The 17,392-nt window shown below is 65.2% G+C and carries 15 protein-coding genes; 6 read left to right on the top strand and 9 right to left on the bottom strand.

Annotated elements, in window-relative coordinates; genetic code table 11:
- Window positions 1-11 precede the first annotated feature (11 nt).
- The 7 genes from V8Z74_RS08210 to V8Z74_RS08240 form a co-directional block, all read right to left on the bottom strand.
- Window positions 12-1,952: a beta-ketoacyl-ACP synthase III gene (locus V8Z74_RS08210; protein ID WP_349708835.1), complete on the bottom strand. Its 1,941-nt coding sequence runs from the start codon at window positions 1,950-1,952 to the stop codon at window positions 12-14.
- A gap of 17 nt (window positions 1,953-1,969) precedes the next feature.
- Window positions 1,970-2,914: a fatty acid desaturase gene (locus V8Z74_RS08215; protein ID WP_349708836.1), complete on the bottom strand. Its 945-nt coding sequence runs from the start codon at window positions 2,912-2,914 to the stop codon at window positions 1,970-1,972.
- Window positions 2,915-3,664, bottom strand: a complete 750-nt coding sequence (locus tag V8Z74_RS08220) for a sterol desaturase family protein (RefSeq protein WP_349708837.1) — start codon at window positions 3,662-3,664, stop codon at window positions 2,915-2,917.
- A gap of 129 nt (window positions 3,665-3,793) precedes the next feature.
- The gene (locus V8Z74_RS08225; RefSeq protein ID WP_066477720.1) at window positions 3,794-4,786 is read right to left on the bottom strand and encodes a Bug family tripartite tricarboxylate transporter substrate binding protein; all 993 of its coding nucleotides are present in this window, start codon (window positions 4,784-4,786) and stop codon (window positions 3,794-3,796) included.
- A gap of 138 nt (window positions 4,787-4,924) precedes the next feature.
- On the bottom strand, window positions 4,925-5,869 hold the full coding sequence (gene rpoH, locus V8Z74_RS08230; protein WP_349708838.1) for an RNA polymerase sigma factor RpoH: 945 nt from the start codon (window positions 5,867-5,869) through the stop codon (window positions 4,925-4,927).
- A 475-nt stretch (window positions 5,870-6,344) separates the two neighbouring features.
- The gene (locus V8Z74_RS08235; RefSeq protein WP_066477723.1) at window positions 6,345-7,577 is read right to left on the bottom strand and encodes an anion transporter; all 1,233 of its coding nucleotides are present in this window, start codon (window positions 7,575-7,577) and stop codon (window positions 6,345-6,347) included.
- Window positions 7,578-8,094: 517 nt separating this feature from the next.
- Window positions 8,095-8,709 (bottom strand): TetR/AcrR family transcriptional regulator, encoded by a 615-nt coding sequence (locus V8Z74_RS08240; protein ID WP_066477726.1) that lies wholly within the window; start codon window positions 8,707-8,709, stop codon window positions 8,095-8,097.
- 106 nt (window positions 8,710-8,815) lie between these two features.
- On the opposite strand from V8Z74_RS08240, the gene V8Z74_RS08245 reads away from it, so the two are divergent.
- Window positions 8,816-10,087, top strand: coding sequence for a beta-ketoacyl-ACP synthase (locus tag V8Z74_RS08245; RefSeq protein ID WP_349708839.1), 1,272 nt, complete (start codon window positions 8,816-8,818; stop codon window positions 10,085-10,087).
- 176 nt (window positions 10,088-10,263) lie between these two features.
- Window positions 10,264-10,638: a divalent-cation tolerance protein CutA gene (gene cutA, locus V8Z74_RS08250; RefSeq protein ID WP_349708840.1), complete on the top strand. Its 375-nt coding sequence runs from the start codon at window positions 10,264-10,266 to the stop codon at window positions 10,636-10,638.
- Between the two features lie 123 nt (window positions 10,639-10,761).
- Here cutA and ftsY read toward each other — a convergent pair whose 3' ends face one another.
- Window positions 10,762-11,916, bottom strand: coding sequence for a signal recognition particle-docking protein FtsY (gene ftsY, locus V8Z74_RS08255; RefSeq protein ID WP_066477736.1), 1,155 nt, complete (start codon window positions 11,914-11,916; stop codon window positions 10,762-10,764).
- A 64-nt stretch (window positions 11,917-11,980) separates the two neighbouring features.
- Here ftsY and V8Z74_RS08260 point away from each other — a divergent pair, with 64 nt between their 5' ends.
- The 4 genes from V8Z74_RS08260 to coaD all read left to right on the top strand — a co-directional run bounded on the left by V8Z74_RS08260 (window position 11,981) and on the right by coaD (window position 16,091).
- Complete coding sequence (locus tag V8Z74_RS08260) at window positions 11,981-13,417, top strand: M16 family metallopeptidase (RefSeq protein ID WP_349708841.1); 1,437 nt, start codon at window positions 11,981-11,983, stop codon at window positions 13,415-13,417.
- An 18-nt stretch (window positions 13,418-13,435) separates the two neighbouring features.
- The gene (locus V8Z74_RS08265; RefSeq protein WP_349708842.1) at window positions 13,436-14,791 is read left to right on the top strand and encodes a M16 family metallopeptidase; all 1,356 of its coding nucleotides are present in this window, start codon (window positions 13,436-13,438) and stop codon (window positions 14,789-14,791) included.
- Window positions 14,788-15,507, top strand: a complete 720-nt coding sequence (gene rsmD, locus V8Z74_RS08270; protein WP_349708843.1) for a 16S rRNA (guanine(966)-N(2))-methyltransferase RsmD — start codon at window positions 14,788-14,790, stop codon at window positions 15,505-15,507. Before V8Z74_RS08265 ends, rsmD begins: the two co-directional genes overlap by 4 nt.
- 74 nt (window positions 15,508-15,581) lie before the next feature.
- The gene (gene coaD / locus V8Z74_RS08275; protein ID WP_066477751.1) at window positions 15,582-16,091 is read left to right on the top strand and encodes a pantetheine-phosphate adenylyltransferase; all 510 of its coding nucleotides are present in this window, start codon (window positions 15,582-15,584) and stop codon (window positions 16,089-16,091) included.
- 101 nt (window positions 16,092-16,192) lie between these two features.
- On the opposite strand, the gene V8Z74_RS08280 is transcribed toward coaD, so the two are convergent.
- Window positions 16,193-17,314, bottom strand: coding sequence for a zinc-binding metallopeptidase family protein (locus V8Z74_RS08280; RefSeq protein WP_349708844.1), 1,122 nt, complete (start codon window positions 17,312-17,314; stop codon window positions 16,193-16,195).
- Between the last annotated feature and the right edge of the window lie 78 nt (window positions 17,315-17,392).

Consider the following 17,392-nt stretch of genomic DNA (forward strand, 5'->3'; position numbering starts at 1 on the left):
GCTCCCATGGCTTAGTGCATCGCATCCGGCAGCACATGCTGGAACTGCATCAGGTACAGGGCCGCCGTATTGCGTGCCGTCTGCAGGATGGCCTGCTGGGCCGTGCCTTCGCTGTCCAGTTCCAGGGCCATCTGTACGGCCAGCAGCCAGCGCTCCAGATGGTTTTCGTCGTTGGCGCCGTGGTATTCGAGGAAGCGGAAGGCGTCGGGCGGCAGGGGCAGGGCGGCGCGCAGCAGCGGCAGCAGGCTGGGCACGATGCGCTGACCCGTGCCTTCGATGATGTAGATGGCGCCCAGCAGGCCTATGGGGTTGGGTGAGGCAGCCAGGCCGTGCAGATAGGCATTGAGGGCTTCGCCGCCCGGATTGCGGCGCAGCCTGGAAATGTCGGTCTCGGTACCGCCGGCCTTGAGGTAGTCGCTGTGCAGGATCTTGAAGTCGTTCTGCTCGTCGCTGGCATGCAGGTCGATCAGCGCGGCCAGCGCTGCATGGTCGCCGGTCAGCGAGGCCGCGCCTTCGCGCATCCACAGGCTGCCTTCGCGTACCTGGGGAATCCAGTGGCTCATCCAGCGCACGTAGTCGGCGGTCTGCAGCTGGCGCGTGCGGATGCGCTGCAGCAGCGGCGTGCGCCAGACGCGCGAGCGATAGTCCTGCCAGATGCTGGCCAGCTCGGTCAGCAGCGGTGCCAGTGCACTGGGTGCCGTGGCCGGATCGTGCGGCGGGGCGATGGTCGAGACATCGGGCAGAGCGTCGCCAGCGATGGTTCCGGTGGCTTCGGTCTTGTGAGGGAAAACGGCCTGTCTCTCCGGTGCATCGGGCGTGTCAAGCTCCACTTCCCATAGCATGTAGCCGGCCGTGAAGCGGCCCGACTCGGGAATGAAGCACAGCACCGTGTCGCCGGCCTTGAGCCGCGTGCCTTCCTTTTCCAGGAATTCGGACAGCATGATGAAGATGGATGCCGCCCCGGTGTTGCCGCGCCAGGCCAGGTTGCTCCACCAGCGCTCACGCGGGATGGCCAGCTGTGCCTTGTTGAGAAGGTCGTCCACCACGGGGATGAAGCGCTCCGAAGAGTAGTGGCACAGGAAATGGTCGATGCCGCGCCCGGGCACCCAGCCCTTGTGGGCCAGATCCGCATATTCGTGGATGCAGACGTCGAACAGGTGGGGCAGCAGGCGGATGTCCTGGCGCAGCGCCAGCGCGCCGGCGGCTTCGGCATCGCTCCAGGCCGGAAAGTCCAGATGGCTCTTGGAGCGGTCGGGCGTCATGCCCAGCTGCATGCACACGGGGTAGTCGCCCGCAAAGCTGCGCATGTGTGTCCAGCGCAGTTTCAGGCGCAGGCCGCCGGTCTGGGGCAGGGCCCTGGGGCCGCCCAGCAGCAGGGCGCCCGCACCGTCGGAAAGCATCCAGCGCAGGAAATGGGCGTCGAAATCGGTGTCGTAGCCTTGTGCCGCGAAGCGCGAGCGCTTGAACAGCCGCGAAGGCATCTCGCTGGCCACCGACAGTGCCAGGCGGTGGGCGCCGCTTTCCACGGCCATGGCGGCGGCCTGCATGGCGCCCACGCTGGCGGCGCAGACGCCGTGCACGGACAGGGTTTCCATGGGCGGAGCCGCCATCTCGCCCTGGATCATGCTGGCAAAGCCCGGCATGAGAGCATCGCCGCCCGAGGAGCCGCTGGAGAGAAAGCCGATGTCGGCCAGGGTCTTGCCTGCGCCGTCCAGCGCGGCCTGGATGGCGCTGGCGGCCATCTGCGCATTGCTGAACACGGTGTGGCCCTCGCCGTCGATGGCGTAGTGCCGGGTCTGTATGCCGTTTTCCGCAAGAATGCGGCGTTTGATGCGCTCGGAGATGCGGTTGAGCGGCGCGACGAACGCATCCATGCCGGCGTTGTCCACCGGAGCACCGGGCAGGAACATCCCGGCAGATTGCAGATACACGTTCGAATAGGCGACAGGCATAGGCTTTCAGTTGGTTGTCATCGGACAGCGTCCGGAGGCATCTGCGGCCGGGTTCTGGCCGCAGGCGATATCAGACCCCATACAAACACGCGTCCCATGTAGGGCAGCAGACCTTTTTCGTTCAGGGCCGGATCCACCCGCTGGCGATACTGCTCGGCATGCAGCCGGGTCAGCTCCGACCAGTGGGCATGCGGGCATTCATGGTGCGCGGTATGCAGGCCAATATTAAAGAGCAGGGGATTGACCCAGCCTTCGAAATTGCGCGCGTAGTTCAACGCGGTACCGGGGGTATTGCGCTGTGCCCTGGTCAGCGGGCGGCCGTCGGCATGGGCGTGCTGCAGGTAATTGGTGGCCAGCAGCCAATGCAGGCCGTGCAGCTGGGGCAGGATCACGAACAGCAGGGCCTTGCGCCAGTCCAGCGCCAGAAGGACGCCCCAGCTGCCCAGCCACAGCAGGTATTGCCCCATGCAATAGCGGAAGGCTCCGGGCCAGTGGATGCGCAGGTTGTTCAGCCAGCGCACGAACAGCGGGTACAGCACGCAGGCTGCCTGAAACGGATGGACCAGGTAGCCCCATAGGTGGTTGGTGTCGCCGCCGAACTCCGGCCGGTAGGTGCGCGCAATGTCCCGTGGGCCATGGCGGTAGCGGTGGTGATTGGCCACATGGGCGGGCCAGAACACGAAAGTCGGGTGGCCTTGCAGCAGGGTGAGCCAGTAGTCGGTGAAACGGTTGGTCCAGCGTCCCTGCCACATGCGCACATGGGTATGGTTGTGGTGGATGACGCCCACGCCCAGCGTCAGAAACAGCTCCATGCCGTACAGCAGCCAGTTGAAGCCATGCTTCCATTGCCACCACACGATGGACGGCAGCACGGCCATGTAGGCCAGGGATTGCCAGTCGCGCCAGTGGCGCAGTCGGGGCAGCAGGCGGCGGGCGGGCAAGTGGTTCGGGCGGATGGCCATTCAGCGTGCGGAGCGGGCTGCCGGCACGGTGTCGGTCGTCACCTGGGTGCGCATGATCCGGTCCATGAAGGCCAGCGCAAAGCCGTAATTGCCTGCGGGGCGGGCGTGGTGCAGGTGGTGCCGGCGGCTGGCCGCGAGCGCATGGGTGTTCGAGACGTGCGGGAAGAAGTCGTAGTTGGAATGGCCGATGACGTTGAGCAGCAGGCTCAGCACGGGAACGGCAGCCAGCGACCAGAAACAGAAGTCATGCACGACCATGGGCAGCAGGATGACGTTGCCCAGCATCAGCGCCTCGATGGGGTGGAAGCTGTAGGTGGACCAGGGCGTGGTCACCACGGAGCGGTGGTGGTCGCCGTGAAAGCGCACCAGGCTGCGCGTATGCAGCAGGCGGTGGTTGATCCAGAAATGCACGTCGTTCCAGATCATCAGCGCCACGATCTCCAGGGCGATGCGGCCGGCGCTGGCCGTGGGCGCCAGATGGGCCCAGCCCAGCTGCAGAAAGCCCCAGGGCACGATCATGCCGGTGCCGAAGATGAGCACGGAATGCAGGGATTGGCGCCATTCGCGCCGCAACTGGTCCGGCTTCAGCGGCCGCGTGTCCAGTGGCCGGCCCATGCCGCGGCGGCTCAGTGCGCGCGTCAACCACGTCATTCCCAGTCCGCCGAGCAGATACAGCGCCCCGAAGAAGGCCAGGCCCAGGGCCATGACCTGCCAGGCGTTGAGTTGGACGAACCAGGTTCCGGCGTTCATAAAAGCTCCGCGAATAGAGGCGGCGCCGGAAGGAAGGCGGCGCGCCCGATGTCATTGCCGTGATGCAGCAGCACCGGGCGCATGATAGCGGAGCGGCCGGGGAGGACCCCCATCGGCCGCGCAGGCCGCTTACTGGGCCGTGATGTGCTGCTCGCGGATGATGGTGCCCAGGGCCTTCACGTCCTGCTGGATGCGATTTTCCAGGCCTTCGGGCGAGCTGCCCACGGCCTGCCAGCCCTGGATGGCCAGCTTCTGGCGCATTTCGGGCGTGCGCACGATCTCGCTGACGGCGGCCGAGAGCTTTTCCACATGGGCCTTGGGCATGGCCTTGGGCGCGGCTACCGCATTCCAGATTTCGAGGTCGAAATTGGCGATGCCCAGGTCCTTGAGGCTGGGCAGGCCGGGCGCCAGCGGGCTGCGTGCGGCAGAGGTCACTCCGATGCCATGCAGCTTGCCGGCCTGGATCTGGGCCATGGCCAGGGCCGGGGGCAGCATGGACAGTTGCAGATCGCCGCCCTGGATGCCGTTGAACACCTGCGGATAGCCGGCGTAGGGAACGTGCACGGCCTTGATGGCCGAGCGGCTCTTGAGCAGTTCCATGCCCAGGTGGCCGACGGTGCCCACGCCGGGGGAGCCATAGCTCCACTTGCTGCCAGCCTGGGCTGCGGCCTCCAGGAAAGCCTTGCCCTGCGGGGCGGAGGACGGTGCGACAAGGACCAGCGGTGCCACGCCGATCAGGCTCACGGGCTGCAAGTCCTTGACAGGGTCGTAGCGCACCGTGGGATTGAGCAGCTTGGCAATGGTCATGTTGCCGTTGATCATCACGCTGAAGGTGTAGCCGTCGGTGGCCTTGGCCACATAGTCGCCCGCGATGTTGCCGCCCGCGCCCACGCGGTTTTCCACGATGATGGTCTGGCCAAGCTTCTTTTCCAGGGGCTCGGCCAGGGCCCGGGCCGTGAGGTCGGGGGAGGAGCCGGCGGGAAAGCCGACGATCAGGTGCAGGGGCTTGTCGGGCCAGTTGTCTGCTGCCATGGCTGCAGGTGCAAGTGCACCGGTGGCCAGGGCCACGCCTGCTGCAATCAGGCCGCGGCGGAACAGGAACTGGGAGGCGGAAGAAGACATGGCGACTCTATCGGGATGCACAGAACGCCGGCCATGGATGGCGCAGCGGTCCGCAGGGGACAATAAAAAACCCGGAGATTATCCGGGTTTGGGTTTCAGCATTTCAGCCTTTTTGATCGCATATGCGCAAGATGCGGTTTACGCGAACTCGGCCAACGCTTTTTTCATCTTTTTCATGGCCGCGACTTCGATCTGGCGGATGCGCTCGGCGCTGACGCCGTATTCTGCGGCCAGCTCATGCAGCGTCATGCCGCCCGAGCCGTCGTCGTTGACCTTGAGCCAGCGCTCTTCCACGATGCGGCGGCTGCGCTCGTCCAGGCCTTCCAGGGCCATGGCGATGCCGTCGGTCGCCAGATGGTCGCGCTGGCGCGATTCGATCATGGCCGTGGGCTCATGGCTGGCATCGGCCAGGTAGGCGATCGGGCCGTAGGCCTGCTCGCCGTCGTCGCTGGGAGAAGGGTCGAGCAGGATATCGCCGCCTGCCAGGCGGGTTTCCATCTCGATCACTTCCTCGGGCTTGACGTTGAGCTTGGCCGCCACCGTGTCGATTTCGTGGGCGGTCAGCGTTTCGCGGGCAGCCAAGTCGCCTTCGGCCAGGGCGGCGTCGGATTTGAGGTCGTGCTTCATCGAACGCAGATTGAAGAACAGCTTGCGCTGGGCCTTGGTCGTGGCGACCTTGACCATGCGCCAGTTCTTCAGAATGTATTCGTGGATCTCGGCCTTGATCCAGTGCATGGCATAGCTCACCAGGCGCACGCCCTGGTCGGGGTCGAAGCGCTTGACGGCCTTCATCAGCCCTACATTGCCTTCCTGGATCAGGTCGCCGTGCGGCAGGCCGTAGCCCAGGTACTGGCGGGAAATCGACACCACTAGGCGCAGATGGGACATCACCAGACGCCCGGCGGCATCCAGATCGTTGTGTTCTTTGAGTTTGCGTGCGTAGTCCTGCTCTTCTTCCTGAGTGAGCATGGGCAGGCGGTTCACGGCCGAAATATAGGCATCCAGGTTGCCCAGCGGCGGCACCAGAGCCCAGGGGTTCGTGGGTGCCAGGGCGGTAGCAATGGAGCCGGAGGCAGTTTTCATTGCGGGTATCCTTTCTTCCATGGTCTTCATATTAGCACTCCGTTAGAGGGAGTGCTAAAGCCAAAGTTCCCCGGGGTTTTGTCATCTGTGCCTGCGGCTTGCTGTAGGTGGAAACCCGCGCGGCGGACGAGAGCCGTTCCCTCTTGGATTTTGTACTTTCTCTCCAAGCGCTTTACTGGGCTCGGACCATTTTTGTATTGACGATCCCGAACCTGAGAGGCCGCAAGCTCAAAACGCTGCATGCATTTAACGGCGCTTGGCCTTTAGGAGCCAGCCGTTCGGTAGCTGGTTCGCCGCATAGCGAAGTGGACGACTGCCATTGTTCTCGGCAGAGTCATTTCACTCTGTCAGCCTGACGGCGGGTGTCAGTTGAAAGGTGGATAGAGGCGAGCTGCAGCACCTAGCCCCTACGAATTCCATGAACTCGCTCGATGGACAGGTGCTGCCTGGGTTCATCGGTACCCCAATGCGTGGATCAGCCGTGCATCCGCCACCACAAATACAGCACGGTGACGCCCATGGTGGCGAGCGTTACGGGCACGCCGATTCGAGCGTGCTGTCTCCAGTCGATTGCAACCCCGCGGCGCGCGGCTGCGTCGATGACGATGATGTTGGCTATGCTGCCCACGATTAGCAGATTGCCGGCAAAGGTACTTGCCAGAGCCAGCAAGGTGCCCGCCATCGGATGGTGCGCAACGGGCAGGAGCAGCATCACTGCGGGGACATTGGAGACCAGGTTGGACAGCACGAAGGCTGCTCCGAACAGGGGGGCAGGGTGATCCAGGTGTAGGCCCAGCGCTGCTGCATCCGACACAAGCTGTGCCGGCATGCCTGTGCGTTGCAACGCATCGTTGACCACAAAGAGGCCCATGAAGAGAACGAGCAGTTCCCAATCGACCAGGCCCAGCATCCGGCTCGAGCTCAGCCGGCGGCTCATCAGCAGCACACCTGCAGCAGTCAGTGCGACAACCTCCCTCGGCCACGGTGCAAACAGAAAAGACAGGAGGATCACGAGCGCGATCACCAGCCCTTTCCCGGTCTGCCAACGATTCAAAGCCCGCATCTCCATTTCCGGCCGGGCTCCGGATGCTTTTTCGCCCGGCAGCTGCCACTGCCTCCGGACGGACTTCACGATCACCATCCATGTCAGCACCAATCCGGCAAGCACTGGTGCGGCTGCCTCGACGGCATAGGCTCCAAAGGACAAATGCAGTGTCTGCCCGATGAGCATGTTCTGCGGATTGCCGATCAGGGTCGCCGCCGACCCGATATTGGCGGCACAGGCAAGACCGAGCAAGAACGGAATCGGATCGAGGTTGCGACGCATGCAGGCGTCCACCAGCACGGGCGCAATGGCCAAGCAGACAATATCGTTGCTGAATACGGCGGACAGCAACGCGACGACGGCGATCAACACAGCCAGCAAGGCTGCAGGAGTGACCGGCAATGCCGATAGGCGGACCGTGATCCAGTCATAGAAGCCGCCAAGGCGCATCTGTGCCGACACGACCATGAAGGCAAACAGCAGCAGTACCGTCGGCAGATCAATGGAACGTGCTGCCTGCTCGACCGTGACAGCTTCGGTTGCCATCATGGCGATTGCTCCGAGAAGTGCCACACCCGTGCGGTCGAGCTGCAAAAAAGGCAGTCCGCCGAGGATCATGCCGAGATACACCAAGCCAAAAATCACCAGGACGGTTGCGGTCATGGGCGCATTATCGGCGAGGCCTTGGCGATGAAAGCTCGCCACCATGGAGCTTTGGTGCGTTCGCCCGTCCCCCGAAGCGGTGGGTGTTCCGCAACCGGGATGCATGGGGGCCAGAACGTGGCGGTGGAGATCCTGGACGGCAGGGGCGCTCGCTGCAGCGTGCCGGAACGGAATTTTTAGACTGGGTTGCCTGGTCAGCGCCGGATCTGCAACTGCAGGCTGCCAGTCGTTTCATGAGACATCGGTGTCCGAATATTGCGCAGGCTTTGCGGTCTAAAGGGAACCGTGCGGCCTGACAGGCAAGTGTCGCAAGGGCGCTTTTGCAGTGTGTTCGAGTTCACTGGCCCGCCGGGAAGGCATAGCGCTTCATTCAGGGCGATACAGCGCTGGTCGGGACGCACGCCCGTGGCACTGCCGGCCCAATACCGGGATCCTGCCGGATAGCGCTGCTTCCAATGCCTCGAGAGTCCCGAGTGACGGAATAGGCGGGAATGATTCCGTGCAAGACGCAGGCGGCCTACTGTTCATCCGGTTGTTGTGCAGCATCCGGGGCCAGATGCGCCCGCAAGGTCTCCAGTATTTCTTCCGAAAGTGCCGGGTTGCCTGCGGCGGTGGCGCGGGCCAGTACCAAGGCACCCACCATGCTGCTGAGGGTCACGATGGTCCGGGTACGCCTGGCAGCCTCTTCGCCTTCAAGCACATGCATGAAGCGCTGAATGTTGCGTTCCACGCCCTGGGCAAAAACTTCCGACATTTCCGGTCCGGCCCGTGCGGCATCTGCGGCCAATGCCGCGGCAGGGCAGCCTTCTCCGGGATGATCGCGGTGGTTCGCGGAAAGATAGGCATGCACCAGCGCGCGAAGTCTTTGAGTACCTGGCGCAGAGGTTTCGGCCTGTGAAGATTCCAGCCTGTCCAGCGGCGTGATCGTCCAGTCGAATGCGCGCAGGCAGGCCTCGCGTGCCAGGGCATCCTTGGACTCGAAATGCCGGTACAGCCCTCCATGCGTCAGGCCCGCATCGCGTGTGATCTCTGCCACCCCCACGCCGTCCAGCCCCTTTTCCCGATAAAGGCGCGCAGCGGCCTCCACGATGCCTTCGCGATTTTCGGCAGCCTGTACTTTGCTCACTTTCATTTTTTAGATGATACCCATCATCAAAACTCATTTATGATGATGGCCATCATCAATAATGCCGGGACCGCTTTCAACAAGGCTGGGACTGGCAAGCGAAAGGTGCAGCATGGGTCGTCGGGTCGTCATCACCGGCTTGGGTTTGGTATCCCCTCTCGGATGCAATGTGGAACTGGCTTGGCAACGCCTGCTGGCTGGCCAGTCAGGAGTGCGCGCCCTGGATGCCTCGGTGTCCGAAGGCACGGGCGTGGGCATCGCCGGGCGGGTGCCGGACCTGCAAGAGGACCCGCAAGCCGGCTGGAGCGCCGAGGACGCCATTGCAGCAAAGGAGCTGCGCCGCATGGACCGCTTCATCGCGTTCGCCCTGGGGGCGGCCGATGCGGCCCTGGCGCATGCGCGATGGGCCCATGCCAGCGTTGAGCAGCAAGAGCGTGCGGCAACCGTCATCGGCTCCGGCGTGGGCGGCTTCGGCACCATTGCGCAAGCCGTGCGCACGACGGACGGGAAAGGGCCGCAGCGCCTGTCGCCGTTCACCGTCCCGGCTTTCCTGGCCAATCTGGCCGCAGGGCAGGTGTCGATCCGGCACCAGCTCAAGGGCCCTATCGGGGCTCCAGTCACCGCCTGCGCTGCCAGCATCCAGGCCATCGGCGATGCGGCACGCCTGATCTGCAACGACGAGGCGGATATGGCCCTCTGCGGGGGCAGCGAAGCCACTATTGACCGGGTGGCCCTGGGCAGCTTTGCGGCGGCCAAGGCCGTGGCAACCCACTGCGACGGCGATCCCGCCCGGGTTTCCCGGCCCTTCGATAGTGCGCGCAATGGCTTTGTCATGGCCGAAGGGGCCGGCCTGCTGGTGCTGGAGTCCCTGGACCATGCCTTGGCGCGTGGGGCCAGGCCGTTGGCCGAGGTGGTGGGCTACGGTACCTCTGCCGATGCCTACCATGTCACTTCAGGCCCGGAGGATGGAGCCGGCGCCGTGCGCTCCATGCGCATGGCATTGCGCCATGCCCGTTTGCAACCCGGCGCTATCCAGCACCTGAATGCCCACGCCACTTCCACCCCGGTGGGCGATAGCGGCGAGCTGGCAGCCATTCGCCAGGTATTCGGAACCGGCTCCGGCCCTTCGATTACCGCCACGAAATCCGCTCTGGGCCACATGCTGGGCGCTGCCGGCGGGGCTGCCGCCATCTTCACCGTATTGGCCCTGCGCGACCAGATCGCACCGCCCATACTCAATCTGGAAACCCCGGACCCGCTGGCAGACGGCCTGGACCTGATCGCAGGAAATGCGCGTGCGCATGCCATGGAGCACGCCATGCTCAATGGGTTCGGCTTCGGCGGCGTGAATGCGTCCTTGGTCCTGAAGAGATTCACAGGCTGAGCTCCACCTTCAGCGGAAGCCGAGACGAGCCAGAGGCCCTCGCAGCTGCCCCGGTGGCTGCTCGGTCCGGGGCAGGAAGCGATCACGTCCGGTTCTTTGGCGGTTGTGCCCCTTGGCGCCCCAGCCGGACAAAAAGCGTTGTCCGCCACAGGCCAGTGGCTCTAGACTGCGGGTCCATGAGCTCTTTCACCTCTTCCGGCCCGCAGCCTGCGGGCGCCGATTCCGCCCATCTCCGATGGGCGACCCTGTGCGTGGTGGCGACGACGGTGGCCAGCGCCGAGGAAGCCGAGGACATGGCGCGCGCCCTGGTGGCCGCCAAGGCGGCGGCCTGTGTGCAATGCGAGCGCATTGTTTCCTATTACGAATGGGATGGCGTGCTGCAGTCCACGCCCGAATGGCGGCTGATCTGCAAGACACTGCCCGAGGTGCTGAACCGGCTGACGGCGCTGATAAGCGAGCACCACAGCTACGAGGTACCGCAGATCACCATGCGCACGGAGCGCTGCCTGCCCGACTACGCGCAGTGGCTGCATACCCAGGTCAGGGCCTGAAAGCGCTTGCACTATGAAAAAAGGAGTGCATTGCGCACTCCCTTCAAGGTTTTCATGGCTTCATAAGCCTGAAATGCAGACATGCCAAGCGCTGGCAGCTATCGATTTGGTTTGCACGCGGGATCAGGCCAGCAGAGCCTGGGCGAACTCCCTGGCGTTGAAGGTTTCCAGGTCCTCGATCTTCTCGCCCACGCCGATGAAGTAGACGGGCACGGGGCGCTCCTGGGCGATGGCGGCCAGCACGCCGCCCTTGGCCGTGCCGTCGAGCTTGGTGACGACGAGGCCGGTGAGCTGCAGCGCATCGTCGAAGGCGCGCACCTGGGCCAGGGCGTTCTGGCCGGTGTTGCCGTCGATGACCAGCAGCACCTCGTGCGGCGCCGAGCCGTCGGCCTTGGTCACCACGCGCTTGATCTTCCTGAGCTCTTCCATCAGGTGCAGCTGCGTGGGCAGGCGCCCGGCGGTGTCGACCAGCACCACGTCCTTCTTGCGGGCCTTGCCGGCCGAGACGGCGTCGAAGCTCACTGCCGCCGGGTCGCCGCCTTCCTGGCTGACGATTTCCACGGTGTTGCGGTTGGCCCAGACGCCCAGTTGCTCGCGCGCGGCCGCGCGGAAGGTGTCGGCGGCGGCCAGCAGCACGGTCTGGCCTTCGTCGGCCAGGTGGCGGGTCAGCTTGCCGATGGAGGTGGTCTTGCCCGCCCCGTTGACGCCCGCGACCATGATGACGGTGGGCTGGTGCTCGCCGATGACCAGCGGTTTTTCCAGAGGCCTCAGCAGGTCGGCCAGCGCATCGGCCAGCAGGGCCTTGACGGCTGCGGGCTCGGTGGTCCTGGTTTCCTTGACGCGGCGCTTGAGGTCGTCGAGCAGGTGCTGGGTGGCCTTGACGCCGGTGTCGGCCATCAGCAGAGCGTCCTCGAGTTCCTCATAGAGTGCGTCGTTGATCTGCGTGCCGGTGAAGACGGTGGCAATGCTGGTGCCGGTCTTGCGCAGGCCGGCCTTGAGCCGCTCCATCCAGCTCTGGCGTGCATTTTCGGCTTGCGGCTTTGCGGTAGGCTCGGGGGGAGCTATGAAATCCTGAGTCGCCGGCGGCACCTCAGGCGCGGGCCCGGCTTCCTTGGCAAAAGGCTTGCGCCACCAGGAGGTCGCGGCGGGCGTCGCCGGCGTATCCTGTACGGCCGGCTCGGCGGGGACGACGGGCGCGGGTGCCTGGGCCGGCTCGGCGGCCGGCGCGTGGTCCGCTGTCTGGGGCGGAGTGGGCTTTTTCTTGAAAAAACTGAACATTGGCGGGTTCTTAGAATCGCATCATTCTATGAAACATGTACGTGCACTCCCTGTACTGGGCTTAATGGCCTGTTTGAGCGCTGGGGCAGCCTTGGCTGCGCCGGGCGCATCGTCCCCAACCACGCCCGCCGCGGTAGCTGCGGCGGCTGCGCCCGCCGTGCAGCAATTCACGCTGAAGAACGGCATGCAGCTCATCGTGCAGCCCGACCGGCGCGCGCCCACGGCCGTGCACATGGTGTGGGTGCGCGTGGGCTCCATGGACGAGGTGGACGGCACCTCGGGCGTGGCCCATGCGCTGGAGCACATGATGTTCAAGGGCTCCAGGAAGCTGGCTCCCGGCGAGTTCTCGCGCCGCGTCGCAGCCCTGGGCGGACAGGAGAACGCCTTCACCACGCGCGACTACACGGGCTATTACCAGCAGATTCCGGCCAACCGGCTGGAGGAGGTCATGCGACTCGAATCCGACCGCTTTGCCAACAACCAGTGGCCCGACGAGGAGTTCAAGAAGGAGATCGAAGTCGTCAAGGAAGAGCGCCGCATGCGCACCGAGGACCAGCCGCGCTCCGTGCTCATGGAGCAGCTGATGGCCTCGACCTTCATGGTCTCGCCCTACCATCGCCCCGTGGTGGGCTGGATGACGGATCTGGACGCCATGACCCCGGGCGATGTGCGCGAGTTCCACAAGCGCTGGTATGTGCCGGCCAATGCCGCCGTCGTGGTGGCGGGCGATGTGGACGTGGCCCAGGTGCGCGCCTGGGCCGAAAAATACTACGGCAGCATTCCGGCCCGCGCCCTGCCCGAGCGCAAGCCGCGCACCGAGCCGGCGCAGGTCGGCGTGCGCCGCATCGAGGTCAAGCAGCCCGCGCAGCAGGCTTTCATCGCCATGGCTTACCGCGTGCCCACGCTCAAGGCCGTGGAGAACCTGCAGCCGACCGACAAGGACGCACTGGCGCTGCTGGTGCTCTCGGCCGTGCTCGACGGCTATGACGGCGCCCGCCTGGAGCGCGCCCTGGTTCAAGGAGAGGGAAGCCCGAATGGCCGCGTGGCCGACAGCGCGGGCAGTTCGGCCTCTGTCATGGGCCGCGGCCCCAGCCTGTTCATACTGAGCGGCGTGCCCGCGGCCGGCAAGGCGCCGGCCGATGTCGAGGCCGGCCTGCGTGCGCAGATCCGCAAGATCGCCGCCGAAGGCGTGCAGGCCGACGAGCTGGCGCGCGTGAAGACGCAGTGGATGGCCTCCAACGTCTACGAGCGCGATTCCGTCATGGGCCAGGCCCAGAACCTCGGCAGCTACTGGATCCAGGGCATGCCGCTGGATGCGGAAGACAGGCTGCTGGCCGAACTCCGCAAGATCACCTCGGACGACATCAAGGCCGTGGCCGCCAAATACTTTGGCGACGACCAGCTGACCGTGGGCACGCTGGTGCCCCAGCCGCTGCCTGCGGGCGGCAAGCCGCAGCAGCCCATGTCCGGCAAGACCGATACCGGCGGTGCTGTGCACTGAAAGCCGACGGAGAAACCGATGAAGAGTATGAAAAAGTTAGCCGCCGGCGCGGCATTCTTGGCCGCCAGCATGGGATTCATGACCCAGTCCGCCTGGGCCCTGCTGCCGATCGAGCACTGGAAGCAGTCCAGCGGCGCAGAAGTCTGGCTGGTGCAAAGCCCGGGCATCCCCATGGTGGACATACAGCTGGCCTTCGACGCCGGCAGCCGCCGCGACCCGCAGGCGCAGGCAGGCCTGGCCACGGCCGTGGCCATGATGGCATCCAAGGGCGTGCGCGCTGCCGGAGATGCCCCCGCGCTCGACGAAAACGGCCTGGGCCAGGCCTGGGCCGACCTGGGGGCCAGCTTTGGCGCCAGCGCCGCGCGCGACAGCTTCACCTATGGCCTGCGCTCGCTGACCGAACCCGACCTGCTGCAGCGCTCCATTGCACTGGCCGCGCGCCAGGTGGCCACGCCCAGCTGGCCCGAGGCCGTGTGGCAGCGCGACCGCGAGCGCTGGGCCGCCGCCCTCAAGGAGGCCGATACGCGTCCGGGCACGGTGGTGTCCAAGGCCTTCCGCAAAGACGTGTACGGCAGCCATCCCTACGGCTACCAGGCCACGGGCGAGACGCTGGCGCAGATCGACATCCCGGCCATGAAGACCTTCCATCGTGACCTGATCGCGGCCTGCCGCGCCAAGGTCAGCGTGGTCGGGGCCGTGAGCCGCGAGCAGGCCGATGCCCTGGTCAAACAGCTGCTGGCACCGCTGCAGACCGTCAACGGCGACAACGCGTGCGATCCGCTGCCGCCGGTGCCCGAAGTGGCGACGCTGGACAAGCCTGTCACGCAGAACATTCCGTTCCAGTCGGCCCAGGCCCATGTGCTCATCGGCCAGCCCGGCATTGCGCGCAACAATCCCGATTTCCTGGCCGTGCTGGTGGGCAACCACATCCTGGGCGGCGGCGGCTTCACTTCGCGCCTGACCGAACAGGTGCGCGAAAGGCGCGGCCTGAGCTATAGCGTGTACAGCGATTTCTCGCCGGGTCTGGACCGCGGCGCCTTCATCGTGGCGTTGCAGACGCGGCCCGACCAGGCCGCCGAGGCCGTCAAGGTCTCGCAGGAGGTCATCCGCCGGTTCGTGGCCGAAGGGCCGACCGAGAAGGAACTGCAGGCCGCCAAGGACAACCTCATCGGCGGCTTTGCGCTACGCATCGACAGCAACAGCAAGCTGCTGGCCAATGTGGCCAATATCGCCTGGAACGGCCTGCCGCTCGACTATCTCGAGCATTGGACGGACAGGGTGCGGGCGCTGACCGTGAAGGATGTGAAGGCCGCCATGCAGCGCATGCTGCAGCCCGAGCGCATGGTGACGGTGACCGTGGGAGCCCAGCCATGAGCCGCAGCGCCCTGAAATTGCACACCCCGGCCGGCCGCAAGGCGCTGGACAAGCTGATGCATGAAGCCCAGCGCAAGGCCGAGGCCCTTGCGGAAACCAAGACCGCCAAGCCGGGCAAGAGCCCTGCGGCAAGGCCGGCCGCAGCCAAGAAGGCCGCTGCGGGCAGCGGGGAAATCCGCATCATCGGCGGCCAGTGGCGCCGCAAGCGCCTGCCCGTGGCCCAGCGCCCCGGCCTGCGGCCCACGCCGGACCGGGTGCGCGAAACCCTGTTCAACTGGCTGGGTCAGGACCTGGCCGGCTGGAAATGCGTGGATGCATTTGCCGGCACCGGTGCCCTGGGCTTCGAGGCTGCTTCGCGCGGCGCGGCCAGTGTGCTCATGAACGAGCTGGATGCCGGACTGCAGCAGCAGCTGCAGCGCCTGCAGCAGCAACTGCAGGCCGGCATGGTCAAGCTGCAGCGCGGCGATGCGCTCAGCTGCCTGAAGTCATGCAGCGGGCAGGATTTGGTGCTGCTGGATCCGCCGTTCGGCCAGGCCGAGCTGTTCGAGCCGGCGCTGAAGGCGGCCGCCGAGGCCATCAACGAGGACGGCTATATCTATCTGGAAGCGCCCGAGGCCTGGGACGACGGACGCCTGCAGGCCTTCGGTCTTTCGGTATACCGCTATCTCAAGGCTGGCGCCGTGCATGCGCATCTGCTGCGCCGCCAAAAGAACTGATGCTCTGAATTGAATAGCTTCCGGCGCTTGATGGATCAGCGTTGCAGGCTTTTTTACAGATAAAAGGAATTCCAATGCAGCAAGCAGCGCAGACGGTCCAGGTGCGGGCCGTATATCCGGGCACCTTCGATCCCATCACCCTGGGGCATGAGGACATGGTGCGCCGTGCCAGCCGCATGTTCAGCCATGTCGTCGTGGCCGTGGCGGCGGGCCATCACAAGAAGACCATGTTCACGCTGGAGGAGCGCCTGGCCATCGTGCGCGGGGCGCTGGCGGATCTGCCCAATGTCTCGGTGGTCAGTTTCGAAGGCCTGGTGATCGAATGCGTGGCGGCACAGAATGCCCAGGTCATGGTGCGCGGGCTGCGCTCCGGCACGGATTTCGATTACGAATTCCAGCTGGCCGGCATGAACCGCCATCTCCAGCCCGAAGTGGAGACCTTGTTTCTCACGCCCAATCCGCAGCTGCAATTCATCAGCAGCACGCTGGTGCGCGAGATCGCCACGCTGGGCGGTGAAGTGGGCCAGTTTGTCTCGGCCAGCGTGCACGAGCGTTTGCGCGAGAAACTCGGGGCGAAAGCCTGATTCTTGATTACCTGCCGCCGTGCCGCTCCAGGCAACCGAGTTTCCCCCTCGAAGGCCGCGGCTATACCAAGTGAGCAGCGCGAAGGCATTTTTAACCGGCCTTACAAGGCCATGCTGCCCGCGCGTTCCCGGACCACATCGTGAACGAAGCGCAGCTTGCGCCGCGCGCCGGGCGAGATGGTGAACGGGTAGGCGTCCACATGACCCAGGCTGCGCGTCATGCTGTTGAGCAGCAGCGTCAGCGGCACCCACTGGGCCAGCATGGTGTCGAAATCGGGCCCCGGCCTGGCAAACGGATCGCGCATGCCCACGGGCTGTGACATGCCGTCGGGCAGGCGGATGTGCGTGTCGTAGCTGGCTGCGGTTTCCAGCAGGTCCACCATGTGCAGGTAGTGGGCCCAGGTTTCGGCCCAGTCTTCCCAGGGATGGGCCGTGGCATAGGCGCTGATGTAATCCTCCTGCCAGTGCAAGGTCAGCGGATCCTTGCCGTAATGCACCTTCAGTGCCTGGGCGTAGTCCTGGCGTTCGTCGCCGAACAGCGCACGAAACGGCTCCAGCCAGTGCGAGCCGGCGATCAGCCGGTCCCAGTAGAAATGGCCCGATTCATGGCGCAGATGGCCGATCAGGGTGCGGTAGGGCTCGTGCAGCGCGAGCCTGCGCCGCACGCGTTCCTCGTCGTCGGCCTCCACCACATTGAGCGTGATCATTCCGTGGGCATGACCCGTCAGTACGGGGGCCGCGTCCGGCATGTCGGCCAGCAGCGAAAAGCGCGGATGCTGTTCCGGGTCCGCCTTGCCGTCGGTGCGCATCAGGCCGAGCTTGGCCGAGGTGTAGAACAGCAGGCGCTTGGCCGCTTCGATCTTGGCCCAGCGCATTTGATTGGCCGGATTGCTGGCGTCGGGCAGCCACAGCGTTTGCCGGCACGACAGGCACAGATCCTGGTTGTCGTCCTCGGCAATCGCGAAATTGCACAGGCTGATGTCCTGCCGATGGGCGCACAGGCGGTAGCGCAGCGGCTGGCTGCTGTCGGCGCCGGTGCCTTGCGGAGCAGGCCTGGCGCTGTGCCACCCATGTGGCGGTGAGGGTTCGGGAGCGGATTCAGGTCTCACGCTGGCCATGCGCAGGCTGTCGGGCAAAAAAGCCAGGGCAGCCCCGCAGTGCACGCATTGCAGGCTTTCGAAAAAAACCAGGTGCCCGCAGGCATCGCAGTTGAAAACTCGCATGGCTCGACTGTAAGGCAGCCTGTGCATCCCCTGAAACAGCAAAACCGGCAGGAGCGCCGGTTCTGCTGCATGTGCGTG

Origin of the sequence: Comamonas sp. w2-DMI (assembly GCF_040187735.1) — a bacterium.
GTDB classification, from domain to species: domain Bacteria; phylum Pseudomonadota; class Gammaproteobacteria; order Burkholderiales; family Burkholderiaceae_C; genus Comamonas; species Comamonas terrae.